Here is a 20,392-nt window from a genome sequence, read left to right as displayed (position 1 = left end):
CGCCAACATGGACAAGGATTTTTCAAAATGATTATTAGCCCTCCCTTTATTCCCGCTCAAATTGCAGGAGAAACCGACGAGGCATTTCTGGCGCGCGCCATGGTTGGCGGCGTTCCTGGCGATGGTGGATATCCGCTGAGTTTTGACCTTAATTGGCATGGTGGCATGCACCTGACTGCTCCGAAGGATGGTCAGAATGCTTTGCCTGTACGCGCTATCTCTGATGGTACGTTGGCTTATTTTCGCAATCCGACGCCTGAGAGTACCGATCCGAATCACCCACTGCGTTACCGTGATAAATGGACTGATGACGGGTGTGTTGTTATTAAGCATGAGACGGAGATAGGCGAAGGTACGAAAGCTACAGTCGTTTTTTATTCCATTTACATGCATCTTTCGAAAATCAACGTGGCCAGTCCACAAAAAGGTAAGGTGATTTATCGTAAAGACTCTATTGGCGATGCAGGAAGTATTTATGGTGAAAAGGGAAGGATTCATTTTGAGGTAATCGCTGATCAAAGTCAGATCGCGAATTTTACTGGTCGAACCGCACGAGACTTAAATTATCAGACTGCGAGCGGAAGAACTGATAGTTGTTGGGGGGATATGTATTTTTTTATACCTCCTGAAGTTAGAGCTTATCAAAGCGCACCGACTAATCGTGTTAGCTCACAGAATAGCTCTCCTGTTGTTTATCAATGTCCTGCTATGTCCGCTGGTCCGCCTCCAATTCAAGAAGGTGGCTCGCCCTCATCTTCTACATCCTCAACCCCTTTAGTGGGTGGTTATGATTGGGCTATGGCTTTAGAGCTCCAAGATGGTTTTTTTGTCCGTATGAGTTATGCCAATGGACAGTGCCGCCTGACTTCTTTTACACGCTCTGGCATGGAGATAGGAGTGCAAGAGGAAGAGATTGATTACGAGTATAATCTTTATAATAAATCTAAAAAAATCTACCCTCAGTCGCCTAGTGCTGGGTATGAGCTTTTGCGGTTCGGAAGGGTTTTAGGCAATGATCAACTACAGCCTTCCGACGCGGCTCACTGGAGGGCAATAAAATTTCCTGGCAAGACAGGAGAGACAAGTAAAGTAGGCTGGGTGGATTTTAACCATATGTCAGTTACCAAGTTTAGTGATGCTGACTTTCCTCATTGGATGGGGTGGCGACTTATTGATGATGATACTGACGCCGACAGCCATTGCCAATCGCAGTTCATTCGAGGTTTATTGGATCTAGATGCAAACAAAGTAGTATCTGATAGAACCGATGCGATAAGTATTGCCTCATCTCCTGCCTATGCAGCACTATCTCCAGAGGATAAACTAAGCTTGTCGGAGAGATATGTTGCTGAGCGAAATTCAAATAAGGTCAAGTTGCAACATCCTGATGTTCAAAGAATGATAAATAATTTCATCTGCAAATTTCCAACTGAATGGAGTAAGAACGATTTCGATGCTCGCTACGGCTGGTTACTGAAAGTGTGTGATGGCGGTCCAATGGCACAGGACAAGTATCAAAAACTAAAAGCCCACCAGCAAGCGTTAGGTTTTTGGGAGGAAGCAGGTATACCGAGTATTGAAAACAAGCATTGGCATTTTCCTCCAAGATCTTTTGTTTCCTTATTTAGAAAATGCTCATGGCTCAGTTTAGATGAAATCGCATATACGGTCCCGAAGTATCATTTTTATGATCATACGGGGAGCACATGGGTTGTAAATACTTCAGGTGGAGACAACTATGAGATTTCACACGCTCGGGCTAAGACTAGCTTAAGTAAATACTATATAGAACTAAATAAAACGGCTTTGAGGTACGTCATTACAGGTGCTTTAAGACAATCTCACTTTCTTGCTCAGACTATGTTGGAAACAAACCGCTGGAGAGTAGTTCGCGAATACGGCACTGGGCATCCAAATCCTAACATTCCAAAGGCTCAGTATTACAGTGTCTTTTATGGTCGCGGTATCATGCAGTTGACATGGGCTGGGAACTACGAATCGTATGGGGAATACAGGACCGTACGATCTCTTCCCGAGCCAGTAAATAATCATTATGAAGATGATAGAATTACAGCGACCTCTACCCATTACTGGGGAGATCCTGTTAGTCCCCAAAATGGTCAAGTTACTGGCATTCCAAAACGCTGGTCGCCCCGTTACGATCCTCAGCTTATAGAAAGCCGGCCTTATAATGCGTGTGATAGCGGAGGGTTCTACTGGGTATCAAAAGTAGTTAAAATCGCTAGTGGCGCCATAAATATAAATCGTACTTGTGATAAAGGGATGACTCCTGAAATTGTCGGTGCGGTATCCGTTGCAGTCAACGGCGGTGGTAACGGTTATCACGAAAGGCAGGCTTATGCGAAATATATATACCGTTATTTGAGTGATTCGCTGGAAACTACTGTCGCTGAGACTTTTACGACCCCGCGTCAGACTGTAAAAATGAACTATTCAATGAGTAAGACTTCATGAAAAATTTTGTGATCTTTTTGCTGTTGAGCTTTGCAACCGGTTGTTGCGCTAATGCAAATGAAAACATTCTACTAGCGCCTGAACTTCCGAAAGTGATGTTGGGTGCTATATCAGAAAGAAATGCTACTTCCGTGGATAAGGTGAAAATTGAAAGTGGAGGTGCCTTGAAATGGGGGAGTGAATATTTAGTTTCTATCTCTATCAAGGGTGAGCAGAAGAGTTGCTCAGTTTATAAATATACCGGCAACATCTTATTTTCATTGTTTAATGGAGTTCCCTGTGAGTTCAAAGGTCCGGCAGACGTAAATGAATCAAGAAATACTTCCATGCCTGATATCTTGTATAAAATTAAATTGTACCTTCCTAATCGCGGTGCAATGACTGACGAAATGATCGCTTTATATTTTGACGAGCAAAAGGCTACATATTGCCTCAGCGGTTCTTTGTCTGATTGGTATCAGAATAGCGATAAGAAATACCCGCCGGATTTAAGTGATGGCCAATGTGGCTACGGGCCTGGAGAGTAATTACTATTTGGGGACGCACACGATGGACGTTTCTCTAGAGCATCAGAAACCTTAATAAGGAATATCATATGAAGAAGCTATTTTTGTCGTTGTCGTTGTGTCTTTTTCCTGTGACGGCATATTGCCAGGTAACCATTGAAAATTTTTGTTTTGAGCTATCTCAAGAAAGCCAGGTAAAGTTTAAACTTAGAATTTATTACGACGCACTTTCTAAGTGGTCCGGTGCTTCGGTGAAATACAAAACGCCCGATGCGATGCATCGGGCGTTGGGGTGAAACAGGTGTAAACCTATTTCAGGACTAGACAATAGGATTGGCCATTGTTTGATGATAAATATGTCCTTTTTTCAGCGCATTGACGGTCTTGGTTAAAAAAATTTGATAGTCATGAGCAAACGACAAGAATTTTTGAGTGATGCAAGGCTTTCAAATTTCTTTAAAGTCAAAGAATCTGACCTTGAGTTCGCCAATAAAAATATATTTGAAGCTGATTCACCAGAACAGGAGAAATCTCTTAGGGCTCGGTATTTTCAAGAGCTTACCCTGGATGAAATATTGATTCGTTACACGGCAGGGGACGCAATTGGCAGTCTGGCCCCTCTTCTGGAAAAGCTTGTCGAGCAATATCAGGAAGTCCAGAAAACCCTCGCAGCTTATGAGAATTCACCCAATATTCCCCCGCTTGATCTAGGGCTGCTTTACGAATATGAGGAATGTGTTCAGGTCATCAGCCTATGTATATTGCTTCATCGAATAGATTTAGCGGTTCCCTTCGTCGCTATGTTTGATAACGCGGGTTATGCCGGCGACGATACGCTTTTTGAGGATTTGCTGAGTAAGGTCGTTCCCAATCGTCACGACGTGGATGAATGGAACCACGAAACCTATACCCCGCTGGTTCACGCTATTTATGAGGAGGATGGAGGAGAGGCTTCGGCACTGCTTGAAGAGTATTGCCGGAACTGGTATTGCGCGTTTGAACAGGCACCGTGGCACGATACTCATTTGATGGGTGACAAGGGGAGCTATGTTGGTTATTGGGCACTTGAGGCCGCCGCCATAGCATATCTGTATGGTATTGATGACAGCACAATCGAGCACAGGGTCTACCCAAGGGATCTGGTTGAGTATGCTCGAAATTATACTGGATCGACAGACTTGCCAATGACTGTATCGACGCCTAAAAGGTAGCTTTAAATGTTTAATCAGGGGCACGCAACTACGTTGTTTATATTGCTATTCATCCAGCCTCGTATTGCCGTGGAAAAGGGGACAGATTTATTAATGCAGATCAGTTCGCCAAAAGCCAGAAAATACTTCGGAAAAGGTATTTTTATAGTTGCTTTGCTCAGTAGTTGCATTGGCCTTGCGAATGCTTCCGATTTTATGGTGCTTAACCGAGATGTGACGGGGGACGGAAGTATAGATCAGATAAAACTCATCGACAGTAACGCCGAATTTTACGAACTCACTGTTGAATCTTATGGTAAGGAGATTTTGAAAAATGAAAACCTCGTACCGAAAACTCTAAAAAATAGTGGCGGGCTGGAAATTTTTCAAGGTCTGTCTGTGGTGGATGGGAATATCTCTATCAGATATCTTTTCTGTAGTCCCTCTAACAGTGTTTGCTATCTTAGAAATATCATAAGTGATTTTAAAGGCGGGCAGTTTGTGTTCTCGCGAGAGGAGACGGTTTCAAGTGCGGATCAAATTGCGTTAGTAAGTACTTTTTTTCAGAAGCCAACCGTTCCTTTGAAGTCACTGAGTTACCAGTCGCTGCTAGAAAATAATGACAACGCCATGAAGTTGTTTGCCAACACCTATGGTAGCTGCGTGGTTGAAATGGATGGCGATTCGTTGGTGAAAATCTCTGATGAATTAGAGAAGGATTCGCCAAACGAGTGGGTTCTAGAAAAAGGATGTGTTACTCCTGCGTTGGTCGTTGCTTTGCAAGTAAAAAAATATTTATCTACCAAGGCTGCTTCCAAGTATTTTAGTTTGTCTGACGCAGCGTCAATGGATAAATAAATCTTTCCCCTTTTACTTATGTATTAACATTAAAGTTCGTGACTTTTACTCCTTGATGGATATACGACGGGAGCGCTGCGTTCGATGCGTGGCAAGCTAATATTTTTGTTGTGAGTATTTACAATAATTTGGGGCAATAGATGGTAAGTGCGAAGTCAATCGTGTTAGTGGTCTTTCTGGTTTTAACCGCTGGGCACGTATGGGCGGATGCTGGAAATCTTAATTGTGATCCAGACTCCAATGTTTGTACTGTTGTCACTATTGATAATTATTGTGATGTCGGTGAAGTGGCCAAAACCAAATGGGACATGCACTCTGATCAATATGTGCTCAGTTGCGAATGTGACTGTACGTCGCAGGAAAATACCTTTTGGCTTGTCAGCAAACCTGATGACTTTTCTGTTGCCCTGGTTGATGCAAGTAAAGTATTAAGTCCTACAGAGGTTGAAAAAAATAAGGCAGGAGTGTCAGATATTTTTGGCTTGGTGCCTTATTGTTCAATATCGTCGGAACCTCAGGAGGCGCTGGTGAGATTGCGCAAAATACCAAGTCCTGCTAATGCACCTCAACCTTATTGTTACCTGGTTGATGAATCAGTGCGGCCTGGTTCTTGTAACACCGCCGACTGTAAAACTAAGAAAGAACTCGTTCAACGACTTGATTTAAGTATCAAGACTGAAGCGTTAATCGAGTTTAAGAACGCCACGGCTCGGCTGTATCTTGATGAAAAGCGTTTTCGCAGCTTTCCCAAGCGCTCATTTGTTGAGCGTCATATAAAGCTCAATGGTTACTCTAAGGCGGATCAGCAGTTTTACAATGATATTGCTTATTACTGGCAACAAGCCGGGTTTAATGACGATGCTATCTGGTTGCTTGAAATATTGATCGCTAATAATCCTGAGCGTACCGTCGCTTATCTCAATCTGGCAGACGCCTATTGGGGCCGGAATGAAAAGCGTATTGCGTCGGGACACTACAAAAAATACTCGGAATTAATGGTGTTGTCGGGCAAGCAGCGAAAAATCCCGGAGCGCGTTAAAAAACGAAGCGAGGAGTTGGACGATGTGCCCGCTAATGCCGCGCCTTCCACTCTGCAAGTAGAGCCCAAATTGCCCCCAGCCATGATCGCCGCCATTGAAGAGGAAAATCATATGTCGGCGCAGGAGCTGCGCCTGATACCCAACGGTTCGGTGAGTTGGAAGGGGAGCGTTGTCGGGGCGGCGGCGTATGAGGATTCGATAGGCAATTGTTCGATTTATACCTATCAGGGTGGTGTTCTGGGCAACGTGTTTTCGAACGCACCCTGCAAGTTTACGGGCCCACCGAAGCTGAAATCCGACAGGAAAGCTGCGCTGCCGGATGTGGTGTACGAGTTGGAGGTTTACCTGCCCAACCGTGGCGCGATGGTGAACCACATCGTGGCGCTCTATTTCGATGCTGAGAAAAATGCTTTTTGCTCAAGCAGCTCGCTAGCTGATTGGTATCTGTCGAAGGGGAAAAACAGCACGCCTGATCTTCAGGATGGTACGTGTGAGGTTGGGGCTGGCTGATCGCTTTAAGCCGCCGCAAGAAGGGGACATTAAGTCCCCTTCATACTTTTATTACACCGCAGCCCGCTGACGGCTCCCCGGATCCGGCGAATCAATTTGATCCAGCGCTTGCTCCACCATCAGATGCACCCCATCTGCCAATCGACTCAGCCCCAGCGCTACCGAGCGGCGTGTGCCTTCCACGTCGTCCGCCAAATCTGCAGCGATGGCGCTGATGGACAGCAGGTCTTCGGATGCATTGGCCAATAGTGTTTCGGTTTGGTGGTCGGAGGAGGCGGTGAATAGGGCGCCCTTGCGGGGCTTGGGCTTGGTTTTCGTTTCGGGGTTTGGGCCGAGGTGATAGTCGAGGGCGCGTTCGGCGGCCTCGTGGAGTTTTCTGGAATCGAGGGATTCGTAGGGGGATGTGGATAAGTCGTCGGGTGGGTTTGGTGTTGGTTTGATCATTTAATGGCACCGATTTTTTGAGCTATCACCATTCGCTCGCACTTCGAATGGGGTGGCAGCTGTGTATAGGTGTGCAAGACCGGAATCGGTAAACCGGCAGACCCGAAGGTCTCCCACACACAGCCGCCATAACGATTCGCGAGCATAAGAAAACGCTCGATGAATAGCCATAACCGATGTGTACCAATTCCGGACTTGCACGTCTGGGTCACCGTTTTTTGCGATGACCAGAAGAGGTTATCGGTGAACGCAAACGACGCCTAGTTCACGAACACCCCCACGCATCGAAGGAAATATCCGATGGTTTTGCAGGCAATGTAAGCGGATGATCCGACACTTTTAAACGTAACCAGCGCACTGCTTAAACAAGGGCTTTCGAGTGATCGACATGGATTGTTTTGTGAAACAGCGCGGCTTCGGCGCAGCGCTGAAGGCTGCTTTTGTACTGAGCCTGTTCCTGGGTGGCGCGAATGCATTCGCTGAAGACCAACCTTGCCCGTTCGATGTCCCGCAAACAGACCTGAAAGTCGCAAGCTGCGTGCAGGAAGGGAACGTGAACATCCTGAAACTCGTGCCCCGCAACGAACCTGAGTCCACCAACGACTTCGACAACCTCCCCACCTTCATCGTCTCCGGGAAAAACCTGCAGGACATTTTGGCGGTTGTCGGAATCGACAGTGCACGGCGTTACAACAAGCTGATCGAAGTGCCTCATGCTGAGGGACTCAAGGAGTTTTCGGACGCTGCGCCCACCGCAAAAGCGTTAATGAAGCAGCAAGGCTGGACGCTGTTGGACATGAAAAACGTTATCTACCCTGGCCCGGATGATGTTGAGGGGTTTTCATTAACCTGCAACACACTTCAAGCAGAAACAGCCCAGGGTTTTGTCGTGGTTTCGCAGTGCAACACCTTTTATGAAGAAGGCGTTTCCGACTTGAAAAAACTCCTGGACCGAATCACCTGCGAACCCCCAAAAAGCGAAGCCTTCCCAGCGCTGAACACCGACTCAGGCACCATCGTTTTCAACTACACCAAACTGCCCGAAGAAGAATCCCAAGCTTCCGACGACGTAGCCATCGACGTCGATTTTGTGAATTGCGCCGACGGTACAAAGAAGAACATCGTCGGGCTGCCATTTTTAGCGGCCACGGGCGCGGTCAAAGCCGCTTTCTTCGCCACGACCAAACCCGGAGCAGAACCCGAGCTAATCATCATTCACGCCGTCGGAATCAGAGCCTATACCGGCGTTAATTACTTGGGCGATTACTACACCGTTCATGCCTACGCCAACACACCAGCGGGTTATGTGAGGGATGAGCGACTGTCGACCTACTTCGGCAATGGCGGCGATATTGCGCGCGATGCCGAGTCGGAGGAGTTGGTCTACACGTTCCCCTACAAAACCGCCGATGCCATCGTCGCCAAACTCAACTCCGCCGCCTACAAGCACTGGGCCGCGGGCGACGAGGTGAAGCTCACGATCAATAAAAAGACCTCGATTTACAGTTCGCCGGTTTTAGCCGAGGTGACAAAGATGTATCTGATCAAGGGCGATTCGGTCTTGCAGGAAGGGGCTGAGGCCGGGTTCCTGAAAATCATGTTCAAAACCCCCAAGGGGAAAGCTATTCGCGGCTGGGTTCTGTGCGGTGATGCCGACGGGTGTTAGTCGAGGCCCCGGTTCCACGGTCTGAGGCGAAACGGGCTCGGTGATTCATCACTAAGCCTTGCGTTTTCCTTTAGACTTGCGCCCCTCAAGGAAGACCTCAGGACACGGAATGCCAGTCCCTTCAAACACGCTTCGCAAAGCCCTGGTTGCCTGGCTGTCCGCCGCCGCCCTGGTGCATCTGTTCGTCAGCATCATCCTGACCTGGGTCGGCCCTTCGGGATGGCTCGACGTCTACCTGCAAAACGTCGACTACGCCTTCTGGACGGACCTGCCACCGCGCGCCGCTCGCGAGCAACAACTCTGGTGGCTCGCCGTGTTCGGCGCGACGCTGCAAAGCTATTCCCTCTACATGTTCGCCCTCGTGCGCATCGGCAATCGCCTGAAAACTCCGATGGCGTGGGGTTGGTTGATCGCCGGCATCGTGATCTGGGCGCCGCAAGACATGTGGTTTGCCCTGACGGCGCAGCTCTGGGTGAACTTGTGGATTGACGGTTTCGCACTGCTGACTTTATTGCCGCCGCTGTTCTGGCTCTATCGCCACGACCGCCGCAACGCCCCTTCAAACAACCCACCGAGTGACGCCGACCATGCCTGATTTTTCTCTTCTGGATTGGGCGGTTGCGCTGCTGATTGCCCAGGCGATTCTGGGTGCGCTGGACACTATTTATCACCACGAACTGACGGTCGCGCTGCCGTATCGGCACAGTGCGCGGCTGGAGTTGTCGATCCATGCGCTGCGGTCGTGTTTCTACGGGATTCTGTTCCTCGGCATGGCGCATCTGGCGTTTCAGGGCACGTGGGCGATTGTGATTGCGTTGCTGTTTGCCCTGGAGATTTGCCTGACGTTGTGGGATTTCGTGGTCGAGGATCGCAGCCGCAAACTGCCGGCCATCGAGCGGATCATGCACACCGTGTTGGCGGTGAATGGCGGCGCGTTTTTTGCGCTGTATGGCGTGCAACTGGCGCAGTGGGCGAGTCTGCCGACTGGGTTGAGCGCGATTGATCTAGGCTGGCGTGGCTGGTTGCTGACGTTGTTTGCGATTGGCGTGACGGCGTCGGGTATTCGCGACGGCTTGGCGGCGTTGCGCATGCAGCGCGAAGGTAAACCTTCTAACCCGTTCGCGGGCGGCGCTTACAAGCGCGTGCTGGTGACCGGCGGCACCGGGTTTATTGGCGAAGTGCTGGTCAATCAATTGCTCGACGCCGGCCACACGGTCAGCGTGTTGGCGCGTGATCCGTTGAAGGCCGCGTACCTGTTCGACGGGCGCGCCCGGTGCGTGCGATCACTGAGCAAACTTGGCTATGACGAAACCTTCGATGTGGTGATCAACCTCGCGGGCGCGCCGGTCGCCGGGCCGCGCTGGAGTGCCAAGCGTCAGGCGCAATTGATCGCCAGTCGGGTCAACACCACCGAAGCGCTGATGAGTTGGCTGAAGAACGCCAAACATAAACCGGCGCTGTGGGTGCAGGCCTCGGCCATCGGCTATTACGGCGTGCGCGATGCCAGCGAAAGCCTGGATGAAGGCGCGAGCAAGGGCGACGGTTTCATGGCCGAGTTGTGCGCCCGGTGGGAAGCCGCTGCGCAACCGGCGACCGAGTTCGGTGTACGTCAGGTCGTGCTGCGGCTGGGCGTGGTGTTCGGCCCGGGTGGCGCGTTGTTGCCGTTGCTGATTCCGTTTCGTCTGGGTTTCGGCGGACGCATGGGCGATGGTCAGCAGATCATGAGTTGGGTGCATCGCGATGATGTGATTCAGGTGATCGCCCGAACCTTCAACGACAACAGTTTGAGCGGCACGTACAACCTGGTGGCGCCGGATGCGATAAGCCAAGGCGTGTTCGCCGAGCGCGTCGGCAAAGCCCTGAAGCGTCCGGTGTGGTTCCACATTCCTGCTGCGCCCGTGCGAGCGCTGGCCGGTGAGATGGCGCAACTGTTTTTCGACGGTCAACGGGTGGTGCCGAGCCGATTGACCGAGGCGGGCTACACCTTCCGCTACCCGACGCTTGACGCTGCCCTGCGCGATCTGGCTTGAGGATGTGTTCATGAACAAGCCTGTGATGTACCTGCTGGCCGGCAACGGTGGCGCCGCCGATTGGTGGGATGACGCGCTGCCGCACTTTCAGCGTTATCAGGTGGTGCCGCTCGAATTGCCGGGCTTCGGCGACAATCCACAGGCGCCGTGCGAAGACCTCGCGGCGTACGCTCAGGCGTTGCTGGCAATGACGGTGCAGGGCAGCGCGATCATGGCGGTCGGGGTCAACGCGCTGCTGGTGCTGCATGCGCTGCAACGTCAGCCGGGACACTATTGCCGCAGCGTGTTGCTGGCGCCGGTCGGGGCGTTCTTGTGGCAACGACGGCTGCCGGCACTGATGTCGCCGCTGCCGATTCGCAAGACCATTCATTGGCTGCTGGCGAATAAACCTGCGCTGTTCAAACACAAATTCTCCAACCAGACCTGGACGCCCGCGCAGTACCAGCGCATGGGTGCCGGGTATGCGCGCTGTCGCGCGTTTGTGCCGCACTGGGACTTGGTGCGGGCCGACACGGCGTTGCCGCTGCTGGAGTGGATCACTGATCCGGTCGAGTTGGTGTGGGGCGATCAGGACAACGTGCTCGGCATCGCCCAGGCTGCGGCGTGGTCGGCGATTCTGGCGCGTGCTGATCTGACGGTCTGCCTGAAAACCGGTTGGGGTCATTACCCGTGGATCGACTCGCCCGCTGAGTTCGCCGCGTGGCTGGAGTCGGGCGAGCGCGGATTCGTCGCGCACACCAAGGGCGGTCGCTTGCGTCTGGCTGAGCTGGCCGGGCAAGCGGTGCCGCCGGCGCTGTCACTCAGCGATTGCCGCGATCCGCGCTTGCCGGCGTTTCTCGCCAGCCAGCCGGACGCCACGTGGGCAGTGCGCTCCTCCAGTTATGGCGAGGATCAGGCTGATGCGGCGAATGCCGGATTGAGCACCACGTTCCTGCGCGAACCGACCTCCAACGTGCCTGCGCGCATTACCGAGTTGAGCGCGGCGGGCGTGGAAGAAGTGGTGGTGCAACGCTTCATCACGCCCAAGGTGTCCGGGATCGGGTTTGTGCGGCATCTGTCGGTCGAACTGGAGTGGGTCGAAGGGCATCTCGAATCCTTGGCCGACGGTCAGGTGAGTCCCGAGCGCGCGATCATTTCGCGCCTCGGTGAATCGTGGAGCAGCGACACGTTCAAACCTTCCCATGGCCTGACGGCGGACTTGCTGTGGCGGTTTCTGCATGGTGTGTTGCGGGTCTTTCACTATGTGCCCGGCGACGTCGAGTGGGCCTGGGACGGTCAGCAACTCTGGCTGCTGCAATACCGGCCGATCAGCGATTACGGCTGGCGCCGGCACCTGACCGCCGCCAACATCGCCGAGATCCTGCCGCCACAACCAAGCGTGTTCGTGGAGTACGCCCAGCGACGTGCGGCGGCGAGTATTCCGGAGATCATGGCACGTTGGGATTCGCGGGTGCTGCAGGATAACGAGCCGTTCACTGCAGTGTTTGGCGGCGCTTCGTATATCAACAATGATCTGTTTCTGGCGCGGCTGGCGGACTGGGGAATTTCTGCCAGCAGCTATGCCGGTGAAGTCGGCGGCGCGACGCCGCATCTGCCTTGGCGACCATTGCGAATGCTGCGTTCGTTGCCCTTGTTTCTACGGATGCAACGCATCGCGCGCGGGCATTTGCTGACACTGGAAAGGGGTTTGCAGCGCTTCGATCAGGAGCTCTCCGAGCTGATCGCACAAGGCGCCGACGGCCAGCAACTCGCTGATTGGTTCACCCGGTTTTATGTGTTCGTGGTGCAGGGCAATTTGTGCATTGCTACGTCGTTGGCCAGTAGCGGCGGTGATCTGTTGGGCCGACCGCCAACCGCGTATGACGATCTTGAAAACAGCCCGCATCGATTGCCGTGGGAGACCGATCCAGGCACGCCACGCCCGGCGCCAACCGACCTGCCGTTGCAGGCCTTCCCGCAATGGTCGGGGCTTATCCGTATGGCCCATTCGACCGGCCTTCCGGGCCTGCGCGGTTATTACCTGCAAGTGCGCGAGTGGTATCGCGACAACCTGATGCGGATCTTCTTCCGCCTTCATCACGCCATGCCGATGGCCGACCGAGCGCACTGGTTCGCGCCGCATCCCGACATTCGCAGCCGTGACGGCAGCTTCTGGCAGGACGGCCGCGAAGGCACTGAACAAGCGACCGGATTCATGATTTATCCAGGGCAAGTGCAGGGCATTTTGGGCGATGACATTTTGCTCGAAGACACCCTGGACCCCGGTCGCCACGCGCACTATCAGGCCGCGCGGGCGGTGATTGCGCGCATGGGCGGGCGCTTGTCCCACGGCTCGACCTTGTTGCGTGAACTGCGCAAACCTTCGGCGGTGCTGCCTCAGGTCGATGTGGCGTGGCTGGGGTGTGAGGTGCTGTATCGCGATGGTGAACTGACGTTGGTGAAGTAGTTTTCGATGAAAAGGAATTCTCTTGTGGCGGGTGTGAAGCGTGGGTGCCTGGCGTGGTTGGCGCTGGTGATATCGTCGGCGGTGTTCGCGGCGGAGTCGGGCGCGGCGCAGTGCCCCAGCGCCAATTTTGCGGAGTTCGTCACCGCGTTTACGGCGAATGCTGACACTCAGCCAGCCTTTGTCGCTTCGCCGGTGATGGAGTTGTCAGTGGTTTCCACCGGGTCGAAACCCCGGGTGGTGCAACGCCAAGTGCCGATGCTGAGCCCGCGATCGTTGGTCGAACTGTCTGCGGATTACATCGCCAAATCCGGGCTGAGTTTGCAGGTTCAGTTGCCCAACTATGTGTTTGTCCGCGACCGCAAAGGCGAAGTGCTGAAGGTCCTCACGTTCAAGTTCGGTGACTGCTGGAAATTGGTGCGGGTCGAAGACTGGTCACTGGAAAAAGTGCTGTCCGCGCAACAAGGAGAGCTACGCGCTGCGCCGGGTGCCCGCGCCCTCAAGCGAGGCGCGCTGTATGACGCGCTGACGAACGAGTCGGGGTATCCGGCCGATGTGCAATTGTATGTTTCGTCCCTGGACAGTTACCTGGACGGTGCCGCCCAAGGTAACGACCAGGCCGCGTATGCCGCCGCGTCGGTCAGCCTTTCGGGGCAGGCGCCGCGTCTGGACAACAGCAAAATCCTCGAACTTTATATTCAAGGTTCCCGAACGCTCGCGCAGGCCAGCCATGCGCTGTCCGGGTTTTATTGTGACGAAGGCGAGTATGGCGACCCGCGCCCCTGCGCCGACCCGGCAAAGTCCCTGGCGGCGTTGAAAAGGTCCGCTGCGCAAGGTGCGCCCTATGCGCTCAACGACCTCGGCAGCGCCTTTCAACGCGGCACGCTGGGCATTCAGGATTCGCAACGGGCACTGGCCTGTTACCTGGCGGCGGCCAACAAGGGGCAGGAAGGTTCGCGCAGCAACGCAGAACAACTGATTGCTCAGGGCATAACGGTCAACGCGGCCAAGCCGTGCCTGGCGCAAGAACCTGCTGAGGAACCCCAGGCATTGGCCTGCCCTTCGAAGGATTTCGAGGCGTTTTTAGCCGACTTCATGGAAAGCCCGGCCATTCAAAAAGCCTTCACCCGCGTCCCGATGAAGAAGCAGATCACGGTGGACGCCGAGCCTGAGCCGAAACAGGTCAGTACGTTGCTGGATCGCAGCGAGCTGGTATTCCCGCTGATCCCTGAGGCGAAGGCGCGTGAGACGCAAGGGCTGACGCTGCAGGTCGTGGACAAGAGCGAGACGTCGGCGACGGTGAAACTGCAAAAACCGGATACGGGTTATCAGGTTATTTACCGGTTCAGTTTAGATGGGTGTTGGGGACTGGACGAAGTGCAGGATTTCTCGATTTGAATGCCGGGGTTATTTCAAAGGATTTGAAGTGAAGAGATTGTTGCTGTTGGTGATTGGCGTGCTGCCGTTGGCGGCTCACTGCGAGGTTGTGTCGGAGAATCTGTGTTTTGAAAGAGGTGAGGGGAGTTCGGTGAAATTCGAGCTTCGGACTTACTACGACGAAACGAACAAATGGCACGGTGGGTTTGTTAAGTACGCATCCTCCGGTGTGGCGATTCCTCTGGTGTTAACCGACCACCAGGCGGAAGAAGTGAGTCCCGGGAGGCCTTGGCTGGCCACCACCACGTGGACCGAGGTGTCTGACGGGAAGGTGTCCGGCGAGTACGAAATGGTGAGTCAGGGCGTGACAGTCCTTTCCATGACTTACACGAAGAAATCGAATGGCAAGCAGTACGACTTTTCTCACAACTGGAATATCGACTTTTCTCCGGAGAAGGGATGCCAATGGGAACAGTGAATTTATTCAGGAGTTACAGTATGAAAGGACTATCGATCTTATTGGGCTGCATCCTGGCGAGTGCCACCTCTTTGTCTTTCGCCGCCGATCCATCCTTCACGGACTTCAACGTCACCCAAGTGTTTGCCGGTCCAAACCACGCCCCGGCGCCGCAGGAAAACAGCAACCAATGGATGGATGAAGCGCGCGCACAAGCGCTTGCCGGCAAGGTCAATTTCGCCGGGCACTACGTTCTGCACAAGGTTGGCTGTGGCGGCAGCGCCATGTGTGTCGAGGTGCTGGACGCGCAGACGGGCGAGGTCGCTACAGGTTTGCCCAATGCCTACGACGGTAACTTGCTGACGCTGTCTTACCAGCCCGACAGCAACTTGATCATTGTCTCCGGCATCACTGTCGACACCGAGGAAGACCTGAAGGGTAAACCGCTGAAGAATCGTGACCGGACTCGCTATTACGAGTTTGTGAATAACGAATTCCGGCTGTTGAAAATCAAGGACGAATAAACGATTCGGCGAATGCCAGAACAGGGACTTTTTCATGATTCAGCGTTTTTGCGTGGGCAGCGTTTCGGCACTGTTCGCAATGTCAGTCTGCGCCGCCTCACCGGATGCCTACACGCAGCGCGACGTCATGCAATGCGGTGGCGTCGAAGTGGCATTGGTTTCGTCTTGCCGGTCGGTGACGGTGCAAGAGGGGCAGGACCAGATGATTCCGGTGTGCTCCGACCAGGCCATCAACATCAACGGCAAAGTGCTCAGACGCGACATCGGCAAGGTCTCCCAATTGACCACGGACGGCACCACTGTCTCGATGTTGGAAAATGTGGTGGTAGCGATGGATTGCATTAAAGGCGCCAAGGGCAGTCTGGTCGCGATTGGTGGTTACGGCGGTTGTGGTGCTTGCCCTGAATGGCATGGCTATTACTCAACGGCGGGCAAGTTGGAAATGTATTCCTACAGCAATATTTACCGCTCGTTTGGCTCCAAGGGCTCATCTGAAGCGTTGATCAAAGCCTACGGCGTGACCGCGAAAGACCTTCGCGGGGAAAGCCCGGAGATAAAAAGGATTACCTATGGGCAGCCTTGATCTGGCTGGACGCAAGGGTGTGGCACTGGTCAAAACAAGGGAGTTGTCTTTGAAAAAGTTATTGATGCTGATGTTGCTGGCCTTTCCCGCATTCGCTCACAGCGAAGTGGAAACGGAAATTGACTGTTTTCAATCCCTGGAAGGCAAAGACATAAAGCTGGAGTTCAGGATCTACCGTGATGAAGCCGCCAAGTGGAGTGGGGCGGGCGCCAGGTATGGGACGTCCAAAGAGTCGATCCCGCTGGTATTCAAAAGTACCGAGCAAGAAGAAATGGCTGAGGGCCGGCCTTTTCAATTCACCACCACGTGGGTGGAAGTCATTGGCGGCGTCGTCACGGGTGAATACGTCATGGTTCGCCAAGGTGCGCTGATTTACGGCATGTCGTACACGAACGCTAAAAGCAAAAAGCGGTATGCGTTTGATCATCACCCGTTGATTGAGTCTTCTGCTGAGAAGGGGTGTCAGTGGTGAAGCTGTTTACCTTGAAAATTCCAATGTTCCTGATGGCGCTATTGAGCTTTGGCGCGGGTGCCGCTGAGTTGGTTTTCCCCCACGCAACGATCTGTGAGTATTACGGCAAGGCCCCCGGCAGTTGTTCAGTTGCCTTGAATGCAGACGGCTATATTTTAGATGCCCGTTCAGGAAAGAAACTGTTCGACGGGCCCGAATATACAGGCGCCATGTTTACAAACGCGCTGTACCGATCCGGCAGCCGGTACATTCTGGAGAGTGAAAATTACTCTTCCGCCAAAACCCGTCGTTGGGTGGACTTCAGTTATGACGGTAAAGACATCGTCCTGAACCATATCTATATTTTTTCCTTGAACATCTCGATGCAAACAGGTCCTTACTGGCATGGCTATGACTGCCGGCCGGTCAACGCAAAGCTGAGTTTCCCGGCAGGGCAAGGGCTCCTGGACTCCTCATTCGATGCTGTTTGCAAGGACGTTGAATCCTACGCCCCATCAGTAGCGGATGGCGCCCCCGCGTCGTTGGCGGCCGGTACGTTGGCGGTCAGCGTTCCGGTGTACAACGACGGGCAACAAAATGGCTCTGCGACTTATCTGTTTGAGGGCACTGATCAACCTGAGTTGTTGAAGTTGGCGTGTTATTCCGGCTGCGAGTCAACTTCGAAAAAAATGGCATCACTGGATAAGGGGGAAGTCGCGCAACGAAGTCCCGCAGTCACCCAGCCAACAGTCATCAAAAAACTACCGGCCAGTTTATTAGGCGATGCATCCCGTCAAAACGTGTCTGTGCTGTCCGGCGGCGCCGGGGCAGACTTCCGCCGTCTGCAGATCACACCCGAACACGGCACCGGCAACGACATCCTGCTGGATACCTCCAAGGCTTTGCCGTTGATCAAGAGCCAATACTCGTCGGCCATGAGCGATGTCTTCGGTGTCAACATAATCAACAACCCGGCAGGGGTGCTTAAGATCATCGATATGCAAGGTGAATCCGTGTCGGTCAAACAGTCTTCTGCCGAAGCCGGGAGCGCCCTTGTACTGGTCAGCAGCGAAGAAGATAACGCCGTTTATAGCTTCAACCTGGTGTTTCGCTACAACAAAAGCTCCAGACAGTTTGAGCTGAAAAACGTGTTGCAGGTTACGAACAACGAGGCCTGTGATCACTCGATTGTCGGTGTTCGAGAAATGCCTCTGGGCATGATCGGCGAAAAGTCATTGGCGTCTTTCGATGGGCGCAAGGTGTTTGAGCAGCTGTCTGACTTGCACCCTAAGTCTGCCGACTACAAGAAATTGATGATGACTGACGTCGCGGAAAAGCTCGACCAAGCGTTGGCGCTGCATCGAAAAGGGCAGACCGAGGCGGTCCGGGAGTTGATGGGAAGTTTCCTGATGTACAACAACGCGGGCCAATGCGACCCAGAAGGCTACATCGCTTCAAAGTATGACTTTCCTCAGCTACCCGGCTGGTCTAACGACTTGGGGTTTCTATTGGGTGAAACCGGCTATTACCAAGAATCCATCGAATTGCTGAATGCCGTGATTGCCCGAAATCCCAGCCGAACCGTGGCGTATCTGAACCTCGCGGACAGTTACTGGGGACTGAAAGATAAAGTGCGGGCGGCACAGGCTTACAAGCAATACGCCGCGTTGATGACTGACGCGGGCAAGGCGTCGAAGATTCCTGCGCGAGTGACTGAGCGCAGTGATGGAGTAGTTGAGTGATTGGGAACTTGAAGATCAAAAGATCGCAGCCTTCGGCAGCTCCTAAATGGATATGTTTTGTCAGACGATTTGTGTGACTTGGCAGTCATTGACGCCAAAAAGCGCTACATCTTCTTCCAACGTAACCCGATAGTGTCGTTATCCCCCAAACTCGCTACACTCCGCCAGCCGTTCATTTTCCTTTTGAGGCTGCACGCATGAAATTTCGTTTTCTTCTGTGGATGCTGGGTTTGTTGATGGGTAAGGCCAGTCGGACTAATCCTGCATTTCAACAGCAGTTGGGTGACAAGGAATTGGTGTTTCAGCTACAGACCCTGGACGGGAAAGTGGCGCGGCATTTCTTTGTGAAGGATCAGCGTATTACCAGCAAATCCGGCGTGTATGCCGAGCCAGCGTTTGCGATTGCCTTTAAAGATGCGGCGTATGGCTTTGCCACAATGCAGGCGAAGAACAAGCAGTTGGCGTTTATGCAGGGGATTCAGGACAAGTCGATTCAGATCAAGGGCAACCCGGCGCTGGTGATCTGGTTCCAGGGGTTGACCAAGTATTTGAAGCCTAGAAAGGCTAAGCCGAAGGCTTGAGGTCTATCAGGTAGACCGAGGTGCATTCTTCGCGGGCGAGCCTCGCTCCTACAAGGATTAGGTAATCCCCTGTAGGAGCGAGCGGTGCGACGATTCGACTTGCCCGCGACGCTTTTAGGCTTGGGTAAATTGCGAGGCAAGCTCGCGCAGCAGCACTTCAGCCTCGAGCACTTTGCTGACCACATCATTGGCCTTGTCGCGGGTCAAACCAAGCCGCTCCAGCAACGCATCCGGAATATCCTCATCCGGCCCGGACCCAATCCCGCGGCTGCGCAACAAACGCACCGCCAGGCACACAAGGTTCGGGTATTCGGAATACGCGTCGTCGTAGCTCGGGTCGTGCTGGAAGCGCAGCGCGGTCGCCAGTTCGTCCGGCATGTCCCAGTAACGCATCAGCCACGAGCCGATCTGTTCGCGGCTGATACCCAGCAAGTGTTGCTCGACGTAGCTGTGGCACAGGTGCGGGTTGACCTCCAGGTGGCGGCAGATCAGCGAGAAGTGCGGCGGGAAGACGTGGGCCAGCAACAAGTAGCCGAAGTTGTGCAGCAGGCCGGCGAGGTAGGTCAGGCCGGCTTCCGGGCGCTGGGCGCGGGGCATGGCGCGGGTCAGGCCTTCGATGACGGCGGCGGTGTAGATCGATTGCTGCCAGTACGGCGTGGTGTGTTGCGGATGGTCTTTCGGCAGGCTTAGGGTCTTGCCGAGGGCCAGGCCCAGTGCCAGGTTGATCACCAAGTCGAAACCCAACACGCGGACGATTGCGTCTTCAACCGAACGAATCTTGCCCGGCGAGGCGTAGTACGGCGATGCCGCCCAGCTCACGACTTGCGCGGCCAGGGCCGGGTCGGTTTCGACGACGCCGGTGATGTCGTCGATGGTGGCGTTGGGGTCCACGCGCAGCTTGATGATCTTCTGCGCGGTTTCGGCCAGCGGTGGAATTTCGATGGTGGCTTCCAGGCGTTGCTGGATGCGCCGCGCAGTGAACGCTTGAACGGCCTGGGTGATTTCCTCGCGGTCATCGTCGGGTCGGTCGAGGTTTGGGCGGATGCTGGTCAGGGCTTCGCCGAAGTTGGCGGCGCTGGCCTTGGTCAGCATGCTTTTGAAATCGTCGCTGGAGATTTCCAGCAGCACGTTCGGCTCGCCGGAGTTGATCAGCAACTTCGGCTCGCGCAGCAGGCTTTCTTCGTACAGGCACGGCGAACTGGTGAGCGCCGGCAGGCCGGGCAGCAGGCTCAGGCTGTGTTTGCCGAGCATCTTCTCCAGACGCTCGGTCGACACGGCGGTCAGTCGACGGCCAGTCAGTTCGGCGAGGCGATTGAGGTCCAGCAACTGGCTCTGCGGGAACAACACCATGAGCGCGCCGACCGCATCGTCGAGCAAAACTGCCTGCACTTTACGCGCGGCGTTCAGGCCGTGATGGTCGAGGACTTCTTCGTAGGCGATGCCCAGTTTGCCGAGCAGCAGCCGAATAACAGACGGAGCGTGCGGGGTTTCAGGGACGAGGGCAGCTTCAGTCAT

Annotated in this window: 19 protein-coding genes; 17 read left to right on the top strand and 2 right to left on the bottom strand. The window is 53.7% G+C overall.

Annotated elements, in window-relative coordinates; all coding sequences use genetic code 11:
• Nucleotides 1-27 precede the first annotated feature (27 nt).
• The 6 genes from LOY68_RS31260 to LOY68_RS31235 all read left to right on the top strand — a co-directional run bounded on the left by LOY68_RS31260 (nt 28) and on the right by LOY68_RS31235 (nt 6,579).
• The gene (locus tag LOY68_RS31260) at nt 28-2,475 is read left to right on the top strand and encodes a M23 family metallopeptidase (protein ID WP_265041802.1); all 2,448 of its coding nucleotides are present in this window, start codon (nt 28-30) and stop codon (nt 2,473-2,475) included.
• On the top strand, nt 2,472-3,002 hold the full coding sequence (locus LOY68_RS31255; protein ID WP_265041800.1) for a hypothetical protein: 531 nt from the start codon (nt 2,472-2,474) through the stop codon (nt 3,000-3,002). Before LOY68_RS31260 ends, LOY68_RS31255 begins: the two co-directional genes overlap by 4 nt.
• A 68-nt stretch (nt 3,003-3,070) precedes the next feature.
• The gene (locus LOY68_RS31250) at nt 3,071-3,277 is read left to right on the top strand and encodes a hypothetical protein (RefSeq protein ID WP_265041799.1); all 207 of its coding nucleotides are present in this window, start codon (nt 3,071-3,073) and stop codon (nt 3,275-3,277) included.
• 111 nt (nt 3,278-3,388) lie between these two features.
• Nucleotides 3,389-4,192 carry a PoNi-like cognate immunity protein gene (locus tag LOY68_RS31245; RefSeq protein ID WP_265041797.1) on the top strand — a complete coding sequence of 268 codons (804 nt, stop codon included), beginning with the start codon at nt 3,389-3,391 and terminating at the stop codon, nt 4,190-4,192.
• A gap of 6 nt (nt 4,193-4,198) precedes the next feature.
• Nucleotides 4,199-5,029: a hypothetical protein gene (locus LOY68_RS31240; protein ID WP_265041796.1), complete on the top strand. Its 831-nt coding sequence runs from the start codon at nt 4,199-4,201 to the stop codon at nt 5,027-5,029.
• Nucleotides 5,030-5,190: 161 nt separating this feature from the next.
• Nucleotides 5,191-6,579: a tetratricopeptide repeat protein gene (locus LOY68_RS31235; protein WP_265041794.1), complete on the top strand. Its 1,389-nt coding sequence runs from the start codon at nt 5,191-5,193 to the stop codon at nt 6,577-6,579.
• Nucleotides 6,580-6,630: 51 nt separating this feature from the next.
• On the opposite strand, the gene LOY68_RS31230 is transcribed toward LOY68_RS31235, so the two are convergent.
• The gene (locus LOY68_RS31230; protein WP_265041792.1) at nt 6,631-7,023 is read right to left on the bottom strand and encodes a DUF6124 family protein; all 393 of its coding nucleotides are present in this window, start codon (nt 7,021-7,023) and stop codon (nt 6,631-6,633) included.
• 388 nt (nt 7,024-7,411) lie between these two features.
• On the opposite strand from LOY68_RS31230, the gene LOY68_RS31225 reads away from it, so the two are divergent.
• The 11 genes from LOY68_RS31225 (at nt 7,412) to LOY68_RS31175 (ending at nt 18,877) form a co-directional block, all read left to right on the top strand.
• Nucleotides 7,412-8,689, top strand: coding sequence for a hypothetical protein (locus LOY68_RS31225; RefSeq protein WP_265045847.1), 1,278 nt, complete (start codon nt 7,412-7,414; stop codon nt 8,687-8,689).
• A gap of 109 nt (nt 8,690-8,798) precedes the next feature.
• Nucleotides 8,799-9,284, top strand: a complete 486-nt coding sequence (locus tag LOY68_RS31220) for a cell division protein (RefSeq protein WP_265041791.1) — start codon at nt 8,799-8,801, stop codon at nt 9,282-9,284.
• Complete coding sequence (locus LOY68_RS31215) at nt 9,277-10,719, top strand: TIGR01777 family oxidoreductase (RefSeq protein WP_265041789.1); 1,443 nt, start codon at nt 9,277-9,279, stop codon at nt 10,717-10,719. The genes LOY68_RS31220 and LOY68_RS31215 overlap by 8 nt, the downstream gene beginning before the upstream one ends.
• Before the next feature lie 10 nt (nt 10,720-10,729).
• Nucleotides 10,730-13,165: an alpha/beta fold hydrolase gene (locus LOY68_RS31210; RefSeq protein WP_265041787.1), complete on the top strand. Its 2,436-nt coding sequence runs from the start codon at nt 10,730-10,732 to the stop codon at nt 13,163-13,165.
• Nucleotides 13,166-13,189: 24 nt separating this feature from the next.
• Nucleotides 13,190-14,560 (top strand): sel1 repeat family protein, encoded by a 1,371-nt coding sequence (locus LOY68_RS31205; protein ID WP_265041786.1) that lies wholly within the window; start codon nt 13,190-13,192, stop codon nt 14,558-14,560.
• Between the two features lie 28 nt (nt 14,561-14,588).
• A complete protein-coding gene (locus LOY68_RS31200; RefSeq protein ID WP_265041785.1) occupies nt 14,589-15,017 on the top strand; it encodes a hypothetical protein in 429 nt (142 codons plus the stop codon).
• A gap of 20 nt (nt 15,018-15,037) precedes the next feature.
• Nucleotides 15,038-15,520 (top strand): hypothetical protein, encoded by a 483-nt coding sequence (locus LOY68_RS31195; RefSeq protein ID WP_265041784.1) that lies wholly within the window; start codon nt 15,038-15,040, stop codon nt 15,518-15,520.
• A 34-nt stretch (nt 15,521-15,554) separates the two neighbouring features.
• Nucleotides 15,555-16,103 carry a hypothetical protein gene (locus LOY68_RS31190; protein WP_265041783.1) on the top strand — a complete coding sequence of 183 codons (549 nt, stop codon included), beginning with the start codon at nt 15,555-15,557 and terminating at the stop codon, nt 16,101-16,103.
• On the top strand, nt 16,090-16,575 hold the full coding sequence (locus LOY68_RS31185; protein ID WP_320110086.1) for a hypothetical protein: 486 nt from the start codon (nt 16,090-16,092) through the stop codon (nt 16,573-16,575). The genes LOY68_RS31190 and LOY68_RS31185 overlap by 14 nt, the downstream gene beginning before the upstream one ends.
• Nucleotides 16,572-18,296 (top strand): tetratricopeptide repeat protein, encoded by a 1,725-nt coding sequence (locus LOY68_RS31180; protein ID WP_265041782.1) that lies wholly within the window; start codon nt 16,572-16,574, stop codon nt 18,294-18,296. Before LOY68_RS31185 ends, LOY68_RS31180 begins: the two co-directional genes overlap by 4 nt.
• Before the next feature lie 197 nt (nt 18,297-18,493).
• Nucleotides 18,494-18,877: a helicase gene (locus LOY68_RS31175; protein WP_163910639.1), complete on the top strand. Its 384-nt coding sequence runs from the start codon at nt 18,494-18,496 to the stop codon at nt 18,875-18,877.
• Nucleotides 18,878-18,991: 114 nt separating this feature from the next.
• Here the strand turns inward: LOY68_RS31175 and LOY68_RS31170 are convergent, their stop codons facing one another.
• Nucleotides 18,992-20,392: an aminoacyl-tRNA deacylase and HDOD domain-containing protein gene (locus LOY68_RS31170; RefSeq protein WP_265041781.1), complete on the bottom strand. Its 1,401-nt coding sequence runs from the start codon at nt 20,390-20,392 to the stop codon at nt 18,992-18,994.

This window comes from Pseudomonas sp. B21-053 (genome assembly GCF_026016365.1).
Classification (GTDB): Bacteria; Pseudomonadota; Gammaproteobacteria; order Pseudomonadales; family Pseudomonadaceae; genus Aquipseudomonas; species Aquipseudomonas nunensis.
Note: the sequence above shows the minus strand (reverse complement) of the source record. Positions and strands in the feature narration are given on the sequence as shown.

Bases quoted from the DNA above. Each gene is read 5' to 3' on its own strand.
- LOY68_RS31185 (WP_320110086.1), top strand. From the start codon at position 16,090: ATGGGCAGCCTTGATCTGGCTGGACGCAAGGGTGTGGCACTGGTCAAA.
- LOY68_RS31250 (WP_265041799.1), top strand. From the start codon at position 3,071: ATGAAGAAGCTATTTTTGTCGTTGTCGTTGTGTCTTTTTCCTGTGACG.
- LOY68_RS31215 (WP_265041789.1), top strand. From the start codon at position 9,277: ATGCCTGATTTTTCTCTTCTGGATTGGGCGGTTGCGCTGCTGATTGCC.
- LOY68_RS31170 (WP_265041781.1), bottom strand. From the start codon at position 20,392: ATGACTGAAGCTGCCCTCGTCCCTGAAACCCCGCACGCTCCGTCTGTT.
- LOY68_RS31240 (WP_265041796.1), top strand. From the start codon at position 4,199: ATGTTTAATCAGGGGCACGCAACTACGTTGTTTATATTGCTATTCATC.
- LOY68_RS31220 (WP_265041791.1), top strand. From the start codon at position 8,799: ATGCCAGTCCCTTCAAACACGCTTCGCAAAGCCCTGGTTGCCTGGCTG.
- LOY68_RS31260 (WP_265041802.1), top strand. From the start codon at position 28: ATGATTATTAGCCCTCCCTTTATTCCCGCTCAAATTGCAGGAGAAACC.
- LOY68_RS31210 (WP_265041787.1), top strand. From the start codon at position 10,730: ATGAACAAGCCTGTGATGTACCTGCTGGCCGGCAACGGTGGCGCCGCC.
- LOY68_RS31225 (WP_265045847.1), top strand. From the start codon at position 7,412: ATGGATTGTTTTGTGAAACAGCGCGGCTTCGGCGCAGCGCTGAAGGCT.
- LOY68_RS31230 (WP_265041792.1), bottom strand. From the start codon at position 7,023: ATGATCAAACCAACACCAAACCCACCCGACGACTTATCCACATCCCCC.
- LOY68_RS31255 (WP_265041800.1), top strand. From the start codon at position 2,472: ATGAAAAATTTTGTGATCTTTTTGCTGTTGAGCTTTGCAACCGGTTGT.
- LOY68_RS31195 (WP_265041784.1), top strand. From the start codon at position 15,038: ATGAAAGGACTATCGATCTTATTGGGCTGCATCCTGGCGAGTGCCACC.
- LOY68_RS31175 (WP_163910639.1), top strand. From the start codon at position 18,494: ATGAAATTTCGTTTTCTTCTGTGGATGCTGGGTTTGTTGATGGGTAAG.
- LOY68_RS31190 (WP_265041783.1), top strand. From the start codon at position 15,555: ATGATTCAGCGTTTTTGCGTGGGCAGCGTTTCGGCACTGTTCGCAATG.
- LOY68_RS31245 (WP_265041797.1), top strand. From the start codon at position 3,389: ATGAGCAAACGACAAGAATTTTTGAGTGATGCAAGGCTTTCAAATTTC.